This window comes from Nodularia harveyana UHCC-0300, from assembly GCF_034931085.1.
Lineage (GTDB): Bacteria > Cyanobacteriota > Cyanobacteriia > Cyanobacteriales > Nostocaceae > Nodularia > Nodularia harveyana.
Window position 1 is genome coordinate 1 of record NZ_JAYGHG010000055.1, and the last position, 10,188, is coordinate 10,188.

General features: G+C 38.4%; 8 protein-coding genes and 1 pseudogene. 3 read left to right on the plus strand and 6 right to left on the minus strand.

Going from position 1 to position 10,188, the window contains the following annotated elements; genetic code table 11:
* Nucleotides 1-326: 326 nt before the first annotated feature.
* Nucleotides 327-806, plus strand: coding sequence for a phosphate-starvation-inducible PsiE family protein (locus VB620_RS20425; protein ID WP_323197992.1), 480 nt, complete (start codon nt 327-329; stop codon nt 804-806).
* A gap of 48 nt (nt 807-854) precedes the next feature.
* Here the strand turns inward: VB620_RS20425 and VB620_RS20430 are convergent, their stop codons facing one another.
* From VB620_RS20430 to VB620_RS20445, 4 genes are all read right to left on the minus strand, one after another.
* Nucleotides 855-2,387, minus strand: a complete 1,533-nt coding sequence (locus VB620_RS20430; protein WP_407674284.1) for a slipin family protein — start codon at nt 2,385-2,387, stop codon at nt 855-857.
* Nucleotides 2,388-3,091: 704 nt separating this feature from the next.
* Nucleotides 3,092-3,337, minus strand: a complete 246-nt coding sequence (locus VB620_RS20435; protein ID WP_323197993.1) for an HNH endonuclease — start codon at nt 3,335-3,337, stop codon at nt 3,092-3,094.
* Between the two features lie 66 nt (nt 3,338-3,403).
* On the minus strand, nt 3,404-5,881 hold the full coding sequence (locus VB620_RS20440) for a dynamin-like GTPase family protein (protein WP_323197994.1): 2,478 nt from the start codon (nt 5,879-5,881) through the stop codon (nt 3,404-3,406).
* Between the two features lie 167 nt (nt 5,882-6,048).
* Complete coding sequence (locus VB620_RS20445) at nt 6,049-7,029, minus strand: RsmB/NOP family class I SAM-dependent RNA methyltransferase (protein ID WP_323197995.1); 981 nt, start codon at nt 7,027-7,029, stop codon at nt 6,049-6,051.
* A 120-nt stretch (nt 7,030-7,149) separates the two neighbouring features.
* On the opposite strand from VB620_RS20445, the gene VB620_RS20450 reads away from it, so the two are divergent.
* Nucleotides 7,150-8,571, plus strand: coding sequence for a DUF2157 domain-containing protein (locus VB620_RS20450; protein WP_323197996.1), 1,422 nt, complete (start codon nt 7,150-7,152; stop codon nt 8,569-8,571).
* 180 nt (nt 8,572-8,751) lie between these two features.
* Complete coding sequence (locus VB620_RS20455; RefSeq protein WP_323197997.1) at nt 8,752-9,516, plus strand: GDYXXLXY domain-containing protein; 765 nt, start codon at nt 8,752-8,754, stop codon at nt 9,514-9,516.
* A 34-nt stretch (nt 9,517-9,550) separates the two neighbouring features.
* Here VB620_RS20455 and VB620_RS20460 read toward each other — a convergent pair whose 3' ends face one another.
* Complete coding sequence (locus tag VB620_RS20460) at nt 9,551-9,790, minus strand: hypothetical protein (protein ID WP_323197998.1); 240 nt, start codon at nt 9,788-9,790, stop codon at nt 9,551-9,553.
* Nucleotides 9,791-9,833: 43 nt separating this feature from the next.
* Nucleotides 9,834-10,188 (minus strand): annotated as a pseudogene (locus VB620_RS20465) (RNA-guided endonuclease InsQ/TnpB family protein); the annotation flags it as partial.

Here is a 10,188-nt window from a genome sequence, read left to right on the forward strand (position 1 = left end):
TTGACCCCTCTCCAAACCTCTCCCCTGCAAGGAGAGAGGCTTTGAAAACCCCATTCCCTTGTAGGGAAGGGGGGTAGGGGGGTTAGGTTTTTGGAGATTATGGGTTTCATATAATACTTTTCAAACAGCCTCTTAAACGAGATTGAATATCTGTATGGTGTGTTGTATGAAGCAACGCACCTTTTTTTTATACCTTTAATTAAGTGAGGGAAAGTAATTAAATGCAAAGGTTCGCTGAGGTTTGAGGAAAAGGTGATTAATAATAACTTTCAAAATTTTCAATTGTTTATTATGGAGTTCAAGAAGTTAAACTATGTGGAGTAACTATGCCAAAGCGGGTAATTATAGAGGTAAGAAGTTGGTTTGAGCGAGAGAGAATCATTAAAAATTTAGAAAGTTTTCAGGATTTTATTGTTATTTCTCTGTGCTTGGTATTATTTGGTGTGATGCTGATTCGGTTAGCAGATATGTTTTCCTCTTTTTTACATCCCTTGGATTTACGGGAAGTTACATCTGATATTTTGTTTATTTTGATATTAGTAGAATTATTCCGATTATTACTTGATTATTTACAAGAACAGCGCATTTCTGTAGGCGCAGCCGTAGAAATTACGATTGTGTCTGCTTTGCGAGAGGTGATTTTACGTGGTGTACTAGAAATTCCTCGTGATCAAATATTTGCAATTTCTGTATTTTTAGTGGTTTTAGCAGCAATACTTGTGGCTTCACCTTGGATGTCTCAGCTTTTGGAAGGGGTGAAAACTATGACTCCCGAAGCAACAGAAGAACATTTTCAGGAGTCTTGATTTTTATCACCCAGAGGCGCAGAGAGGCATAATTGAGTGTCAGAGATATTAATCACGATTCATCCGAATTAAATCGGTTAAAATACTATCCAAACTCCCATTGACTTGGATTTTTTCAATTTTTTCAGCAATTCGTTCTAATACTTCTAACTCCTTTAAACGCAATGCTACAGGGTTATCTTCCATCACTTTGGCAGTATTTAACATACTGCGAGTAGCCGCAGTTTCTTCACGACGACGGATGACGTTAGCTTGAGCTATTTTTTCCGCTTCTACTACTTTGCCTAAAATCGCCTTAATTTCACCAGGAAGAATAATATCTTTAACCCCAACCGAATCTATTTCTATGCCATAGTCGGTGGTTTTTTGGTGAATGTAATCAAAAATACTGCTATCAATTGCTCCTTTGTCTTCTAGTAAAGCATCTAGAGTTTTTGCACCTACAGCACCACGTAAAGCGAATTGTAGCTCTTTGTACAAATAGCTTGTGAGATCAGATAAACGATTTTTGGCTGTGAGTGGGTCGGTGATGCGGTAACCAGTAGTTAAATTGAGACGCAAAGGCACTTTATCTTTGGATAAAATATCTTGACCGGATACTTCCATCGTTTGTTGGCGGAGGTCAAAGATTTCTGTGTTTATAGAACGTCCAAACACCCACCAAGCATGATTTCCAGACTGGAGTTGTTCTTGAAACTCTTGATTGATGTACAACAGTCCCACATATTGGGGAGGTATGTTGGCAGTATGTAAACAATTGCGGCTCAGAATTACAGTTTCAGGTAAACCCACAACTAACTCAGCAACTAACTCAGAGGACAATTTAGCATCGGTGCTGATGTCAATTACTTCGACCTCTACATCTCGCCAAAACAGTTTACGACTACATGGCGCGAGGATACTAATGACTTTACCTTGATAACGGGCGATCGCAACTTGTTGATTTTGCAATTCGACAGTTTTGCAATAAGCCTCCACAAAATCAGGATGTTGTGAAATCAAGATATCTTCTAAAGGAAACTCTGGATTTGGAATCATTCGGCTGAGAGTCCGCACTGAAACATCTCTATTCACAGCCCAAAAAGCGTACTCCCCTGTTGCTAGCGGTCGCACAAAATTATTCTGCACATACAGCAAACCAATTTCATACTCAAAAACTTGGAATTTTTTAATACCATTTAGGGCATTGACTCGTAGTTTCCGTACAAATTCAGCAGGTAATTCCAAGCTTTCATCTAAGTTGAAAACATGAGATTCCACCTCAATAAAACCACGCCAAAAAGCTGTTAATTGATTAGGCGCAACACTCACCCAATTTTGACCACAGCGTACTAAAGCCGCTTCATTAAATGCCGTTTTAACTACTAAGAGATGCGGCTGTAACTCTGCACCATGATTTCTTAGCAATAATTCCAAATTATCAATCTGACACTCTGGTTGATTGAGATCATAGGTTTTCACATTCCAGTGACGACCAAAATAGTTGTAATTACCAGGTTGTAAAATTTTCTGAAAATCACTGCGTTGATACAAAATCCCAATTTCGTTAGGCTTGATATAAAAAGCTTTCCATAAAGACATTTTCATAGATAATTTGGGTAGTTTTAGCCGATGAAAAAAATTTGATAAAGACATAGTTAAAGTGATTTATTAATTATTAGTAGTAATGAATCACACAGCAGATAACTTTTAATTTTATATTACATATACTAGATATTTTAAACTCTGTAAATGTAGGTTTTTACAGTTCAGTTGCGGGCAAATATCACATCCAGAACTGGATTAAGAAGACTACTACTTATTGCTAAACTACCCTGGGGTAATCTAGAAACAGACAACAACCCTCAAATCTGCCGTTCAGGTAGCCAGTTCCAGAACTCCGGATAGGGAAACCGAAGGGACAGACTCAAGTTAGGGAGAAAACATTCGCGCTGGCTTCGTCACTGCTACTACTTAACACCGCAAGCGATGAGCTGTAGTAAGCCTACATTACAGAGTTTTTAGCAACCTTTTCAGGTTAGTGTTTTCACCTTTTCAGGGTGGGGAAAAAGTACAGGAATCGAACCTGTAACAGATCGATTGGAGGTCGATTGCTCTACCAGTGAGCTAACTTTTAGGGTTTATGTGTAGACGTTATAGGTTACTCTGTAGTACACGCTCAATCCAGTGGTTGATGTGCCAGTCGGGTATACAGAACCTGAACCATAACAAAGCCTATGTATTACGCCTCGTTACTCAACGTAACACAATTAAATATAAAGGCACAATTTATTTCTGGAAAATACCTAATTCTGAAAATGTCGCCGGAAGCGGGGGTCCAGTTTATCTGTTTTTTGCTGGTTACAAGTGAGACAAAGAGTGTGTAAATTACTAATATCGTTTTGACCACCACGAGCTAGGGGGATAATATGATCAATGGTGAGGTTAGCTTCTAGCTTAGTTTTTCCACAGCTTTGACATTGATATTTGTCACGTTCAAATACATATTTTCTTACTGAGGGTGGGATAGGAATGCGCGGTGTTTTATTCATCTTTGATGATCTCAAGAAAGTGAGAGAATAGCGAGGACTTAAGTCCCCACTACAAACTCTAATTATTTACCATAATGAACTAGTACTATCTGTCAAATTTTCGGAATCGACAATATTATTAGTCCCGTTGTCTTCTACAATTTTTGCATCAGTTTCCAAAGGTGGCAGATTTTCGTTACCAATTACAGGTAACAAATGATCATATAAATGCATCGACTGTAAGCAATTATTAATCTGAGAAACGGCTGAGTTATAATCTAGGATTTTTTGTTTAACATCATTCAGCAAGAGGCGATTATTCCGAATTTTTTCTTCAGCTTCTTGTTGCAGTCCTTGTTCTAAATATGCTCGCGCTTGGGGATATTGTTGTAGAATATCATCGGCTTGCTTTTCCGCCATTGGTAACAAGCGACTTTTGAGAGTTTGATTTACAGTTTGAGGAAAAGTTTTGAGAATTGTGTTCTTTACCTTCGGTTCAAATTCTATCTTTAAAAATTGCCTAATTGCGGGTTCTGCTTCTACCATGCTTTCCAAATCATAGGTTTTCGCAGTTTGTTGTAATGTCTGGCGTAATTGATAGATGGAAAAATGACCTTCTTGGTAAAATGTGGGACTCTCTCTGACGTAGCGATCGCATTCTATTGTAGCTTCACTTACTAAAACTTCTACAACTATTTCTTGGACGGTTTTCATTTTTTGTTCAATACCACCGTCATTTCCTAAAAATCGATACAATCTGCTATGATATCCTGATTTATTAATCTTCTCCATCAAATCATTAAATAAATTATTTACTAATTTTCGGGAAGCATCAATCAAAATATCTTCTAATTCATTAGCTAGATAATAAAATGCTTCTACTAAAACAGCTAACAAAGGCGCAGTTGAATTTCTTTTGTGACTGTCAGTAGCACGTTTATAAGCATTAACTACAGAAAAAGTATTAATTAACTCATCTAAACGCCGAATCATCCCTGATTTTAATTGCTTAAAATCAGCCTCAAAATTTTCACAAGAATTATTAATTATTTGGTTGACTTCTTCTTTTATATGCTGGTCAAACTCTTTCCCAATTTCCTGTAATTGCTGATTTAGGCGTTGTAACTCCTGGTCTTTCATCGCCTCGATTTCATCTGGCTGACTATCTAAATCGTGTTTTTGCTCCTGATAATTTTTCTTTAAATTAATACAAATTTCTTGCAAATCATCAGCCAAATTCCTAAAAAGTTCTGGACGCTTTTCTTCTGCTAAATACTTAGTAATCGCTGTGCGAAATTCCTCAATACCGCTATCTTTAATTAGCTGATCAATTAAAGGTGTTCCATGCTGAGATAAAATGCTCACATAAGTTTGGTTAGGACCATTATTATTAGTGATGACAATGGAAAACTGACTAGATGGAGGCTTTCCAGAAATACAGTATTTGTTAAACTCATAAACAAATTGCGGGGTTTCTTCTGTACCATTGAGACTTTTAACACTCTCTGCAAAAATCGAATCTAACCCAAATCTATCTTCAATGCTTGTGTATTTGATTTGACTGCCATAAAATCCCAGTAATCCACTGGTTTTATAAATTCTATTTGTATCTCGAAACTGTTGATTAATTAAATAATCCAAACGCCGCCTTAAGTCCTGATTATCCCAAGTTTCATCAATCCGGTTGAAGGTGTAGAAAATGCGATCGCGTATTGAGTTATTTCCTCGCATCCTTTCTAAAAGTTCTGTTTCTTCCTTAGTCATATCACCAGCCGAAGCAGGTTTTAAGACACAAACCACAGCCGATGTATCAGGATGTTCAATTTTTGCATAGGTTAACTGTGCATCCTTCTCCACAGGTGCATCAATTCCAGGCGTATCTATAATCACATTACCATCTTCTAATAAAGGATGGTTGCAGTAATATTCAATCCTCTTTAAAACAGCACTATTACTACCACGTCTTGCATATCCAGCAGCTTCTTTCAGATTCGAGAAATTAAATTTATCCATTGAATGGGTAGCATTCTTCATCGTATGAATATGTTGACGGTTTGCTTCATACCCATCAAACAGCAATATTAAAGCTTTCGCTTGTTTTGCACGTTCTGATCTACTTTCCCCACCTTCCTGCTGAATAATAGCCTCACAATCTTGATGCAACTTGTTAATTACTCCAGCCTGATTGATATTAACTGTTGTGTCAAGTCTCAACTGTTGACATAAAAAAGTGGCTTGTTCTCTAATTTCAGCTTCACTTAAAAAAGTTAAAACCACCCGTTCTTCATTAGGTTGTGCATATTCAATTTTGCATTCTGTCCCTGTGGCGTGACCTTCTGCACTATATAATAATTCCCGTTCTAGCAGCGCATTAATCAACATTGACTTACCCGCACTAAATGCACCAGCAAAGACAATTTCAAACTTCGGCGAAATCACTTTACCCAAAGAAGTCCGCACAGACATCACATCTTGCGAACGTAAAGAAGCTTCTTCCTGTAAAAGTTTTAATATAGACTCAACTTGCGCTGCTAAATTCTCACACTGAATAGGAACTTCTGACATGATAAAATTACCCTAAATATCTCAGTGTATTCTAAAATTAAATCTAAGTATGTACTCCAGTAATTTTACTGAAAAATCTCTCTATTGCCATTTAACTCTATCTAACGGACTATTTCTTGTGATAGATGCGCTTTAGCATATTTTGTGCATATCTCTAGTGAATTAATTTAAAAATTCTCTGTGTTCTCTGCGTCTCTGCGGTTCGTATTCATCCACACCTTAGACAAAGCATCTAAATCTACCTCCTGCGCCTTACCCACCGCAGTATTTTGAAACAGTACCGTGAACGCACCCGCACCCAGTCTATCCTGGGGGAAAATCCGATAACAGGGAATATGACTTAAATGAGACTGAAATTCACCTAAATAACTAACCCTCACCGCTTCAAACTGAGGAAACCGTGACAACAACCATTCACAAACCTGCTCATTTTCTTCAGGAGAATAAGTGCAAGTCATATAAAGAAGGTAGCCTTGTGGTGCAACTAATTGAGCAGAATTAGCGATAATTCTTTTTTGACGATTGGCACTTTTATTAATAGCTGTAGGATGAAAACATCCAGGAGCTTTTTGACCTTTAGCTAATAAAGATTGCCCAGTACAAGGAGCATCTACAATTACTAAATTACTAGATAATGGTATAATTTCAGCAAAAATCTTAGAGTCTCGATTAACCACAGTACAAGGGTTAACTTGACAACGCTTTAAATTAGAAATTAGCATCCCCAAACGTTTACCAATCACTTCATTACTAATCAGTAACTCAGGTTCTAAAGCTTTCCAAGCAAAGACACTCTTACCACCAGGGGAAGCGCACATATCAAAAACTAAATCTACAGGCTGAGGAATCGTTAATAAAACTGAAGCCGCAAAGACTGACGAAAAATCTAAACAATAAAAATAACCTTGTTGATGTAAAGGATGTTTACCGGGTTTTTCTCCTAAAGATAAGCGCTGGACGAAATCTGGTTGCCAATTTATTGGTAATTCTACCGAAAAAGGCAATATATCTGGCTGATTTTGACACCAAAGAATAGCCGGATTGAAAGGTTGAGGATGAATTAAAGCCTCAATAAATTCTGCTTGTTTATCAGGGTTTTCAAACAAACGCCGTGAGAGTTTAAGTAATAATTTTGATGGTTTTTCCATTAGTAAAACTGTTACAGAGGAACAATGCTATCTAGGGTATTGGCTGCATACTGAAAGTACATTCACCGCCATTCTAATAATGCTTGATCAGTTAACCCACTGCACCGGAGATGGTCATAAATGTTAGATAACTTTCAGGAAAAATTACAGAGAGAAGCCAAATCATGGCGAGATGAAGGACTAATTAGCGCTTCACAGTACCAAAGTCTTGCTGACCGTTATCGGTTTAATAATTTAGAAGCGGCGGCGCGCGATCGCTTTGGAGTAGTTGTCATTTCTCTAGGTAGTATCCTTTTGTGTTTAGGTATAGTTACCTTTGTAGCAGCAAACTGGCAAATATGGTCAAGAGAAGTCAAATTCATCCTCATGATGAGTTTATTTATCTCAACTAGTATCACTGGTTTTTATACATGGAGAGACAGCAAGTCAGGTAATAATCAACGGCAAAAACAGCAACAAAGCAAGCGCATTCTGGGAGAAGGATTATTAATCCTCAGCGCCTTTATTTTAGGTGCAAATATATTGCTGATGGCACAAATTTTCAATATTAACGGTTCCATTGCCGAACTGTTTTTTGCTTGGGGATTTGGTGTATTAGTAATGGCTTACAGTCTATCCTTAAGTTCCCTGGGATTTATGGCCATTATCCTCATTCAAATTGGGTATTGGCTGGGAAGAGGAGACTTTGTAGTTTCTAATGATGAATGGAATTGGGTGCGTTTGGTAGTGCGACATATGCCTTTGCTGTCATGGTTACTATTTGTACCCTTAGCATATTTTTGTCGCTCGCGGTGGATTTTTGCTTTAGCAGCGTTAGTTTTTGCGGTCACTTTGCAGTTAAATCTTAATCCTTTACCACTGCTAAATTATTCTAATATGGCTCCCTGGGTGGCATCTTTTGCCTTTGCATTACCACCAGCTTTATTCTGGAGTTATGATGATTTGCTTTTCCCCACAGTTAATTACAGATTATTCCAACCTCTGGCGCGGGATTTAGCATTAATCTTTTTTGGCTTGGTGTTTTATGCTTTGTCTTTTCGTGAGGAATGGGTAGCCCCAACATTAAATTCCTTTGCGCTAGCTAATAGAACCAATCTGTTTATGTCTCTACCTGTAATTGATTTAGGCATTCTCAGTGGTTTAGCTGTATTGCAATGGTTATCGCTGTTGCGTCTCAGAAATAACCCTCCCCGCCGGGAAGTAATTTTTACCATTGCTCTTGTTTCTACCTTTTTGGGTTTCATTATCATTACACCCTTTTGGCATTTAGCTATTACCCGCATTGATGAATTAGGTAGTTTTATCTTCAATGTACTTTTGGCGTTTTTGGCATCTGGATTAATTCGAGAAGGATTAAAGTTAAATAATAGAAGTACCTTCTGGGGAGGTATGCTATTATTAACTCTACAAATTATTAGTCGGGCGATAGAATACGACACAGACCGACTTTTTCAGTCCCTTGTGTTTTTTATCTGCGGTTCGGCATTAATTAGCGCTGGATTATGGTTTGAAGGTCGTTTCACTAGTAGTTCTAAGTCGTAATTACTGTTTTGTTTGTAACGGTTTGAAAAATTTCATTGGGTGACTAGTTTCAGGTCGCCTATACTAGTGGCTAACATCTCTGTGCATTGCTGTTTTATGGGAATCTCTGCGTCAGTCCTAATTCTGGTATTTAACCAGAAACAATTGTGACAAATAACCCTTAACTTTAGGACTACGCTGATGAGAAATGATTCTTCGGAAACAACTGAAAATCAATCATTTAGAACAGTATCCCCGGAAGTAGAATTTTCGGAGAAGTTGACTTTTAGAGATTATCTGATTGCGACTGAACAACAGGCGAATCAGCCTTTACCTTTTTGGCGGCTCTTACTTCCCCTGTTAATTCAAGCTGGTATAATTCTCGCAGTTCCCACCCAAGCTGCCTATACTAATCTGACTGGTAGGGATGTGATTATCCAAACATTACCTCAAGATCCTAATAATGTGGTGGGAGATTTTTCCCTAGCATTGGAATACAACATATCCCGTGTGGAGAATTTGCGAAGACTTCCCGGTTGGGATGATTTGCTGAGAATGAATCAGGGAAGAAATAGACAATTGCAATCAGGAACTAACTTGTATGTGATTTTGCAAGAGCAACAAATTTCTTCTAGTCGTGGTATTCCCAGCCCTTGGAGACCAATCAGAGTCACTAGCAATGTGCCGCAATTTCTCCCTAGCAATCAAGTGGCTTTAAGAGGGGTATATCAAGATAATACTATTAGCTACGGCGTGGAAAATTACTACCTTCCAGAAGAACAACGCCAGCAAATTAGTAGTGATATTTTCCAAAGCGTACAACAAATTAGGGGCAATAGAGGCGGCAGACAGATTCGCCCGATTACTGTGAGAGTGAAAGTAGACCCTCAAGGTAATGCTGTACCCGTTAGTTTATGGGTACGGGATGGTTACAGTGAGGGTAGCTATCGCAATTATCGTTTTTAAAGAAGCTTTGTAGAGACTTTTCAGACTTGAGGAATTAATCCTCATGATGTAAGTTCCATGCTACACCGCCCGCCGCCCCTGCGCCTGCTATTAAACCTGTACTCATGCCTTGGATAGTTCTTTGTATGGGGTTTTGTGTGAGACAATTGTCTGTGACTGTTTCGGATTGCAAGCAGAGATTGCTTTCTGCCCAACTGGATGTACCGCCGAGAATGACACCAGCAAGACTACAGGAACAAACTAGCAATAACAGGCGCTTGGTTTTTCTATCCATAGATGGATGCTTTAAAGGTGAGAGTGAGTTGACACTCCTCAGCCTAAAGGCGTGAGGATTCTTCATTCATAGACCCAACTTGCTCATACAGGATTTCTCCAGTGCGAGTAGAGGTAGAATCTCCTGAAGCGTTCACCTCGACTACGCTCGGTGAGCGAAGCCGAACCGAAGTTCCCGTATGCCCTACGGTACTCAAGGCTAATTGCAGAATGTTGATAGCAGCATTCCATCTCTATCCAAACTAAAGCCACATTCACAAACATGAGTTCTTGTTGATAAAGATTTCTTAACTACTGCACCACAGTGAGAACACTTTTGAGAAGTATAGGCGGGATTAACTGCTACAGTTATTCTGCCAAACTTAACTCCAAAATACTCCAACCACTTTCTGAATTGAT

Bases quoted from the DNA above. Each gene is read 5' to 3' on its own strand.
- VB620_RS20435 (WP_323197993.1), bottom strand. From the start codon at position 3,337: ATGAATAAAACACCGCGCATTCCTATCCCACCCTCAGTAAGAAAATAT.
- VB620_RS20425 (WP_323197992.1), top strand. From the start codon at position 327: ATGCCAAAGCGGGTAATTATAGAGGTAAGAAGTTGGTTTGAGCGAGAG.
- VB620_RS20440 (WP_323197994.1), bottom strand. From the start codon at position 5,881: ATGTCAGAAGTTCCTATTCAGTGTGAGAATTTAGCAGCGCAAGTTGAG.
- VB620_RS20450 (WP_323197996.1), top strand. From the start codon at position 7,150: ATGTTAGATAACTTTCAGGAAAAATTACAGAGAGAAGCCAAATCATGG.
- VB620_RS20445 (WP_323197995.1), bottom strand. From the start codon at position 7,029: ATGGAAAAACCATCAAAATTATTACTTAAACTCTCACGGCGTTTGTTT.
- VB620_RS20430 (WP_407674284.1), bottom strand. From the start codon at position 2,387: ATGTCTTTATGGAAAGCTTTTTATATCAAGCCTAACGAAATTGGGATT.
- VB620_RS20455 (WP_323197997.1), top strand. From the start codon at position 8,752: ATGAGAAATGATTCTTCGGAAACAACTGAAAATCAATCATTTAGAACA.
- VB620_RS20460 (WP_323197998.1), bottom strand. From the start codon at position 9,790: ATGGATAGAAAAACCAAGCGCCTGTTATTGCTAGTTTGTTCCTGTAGT.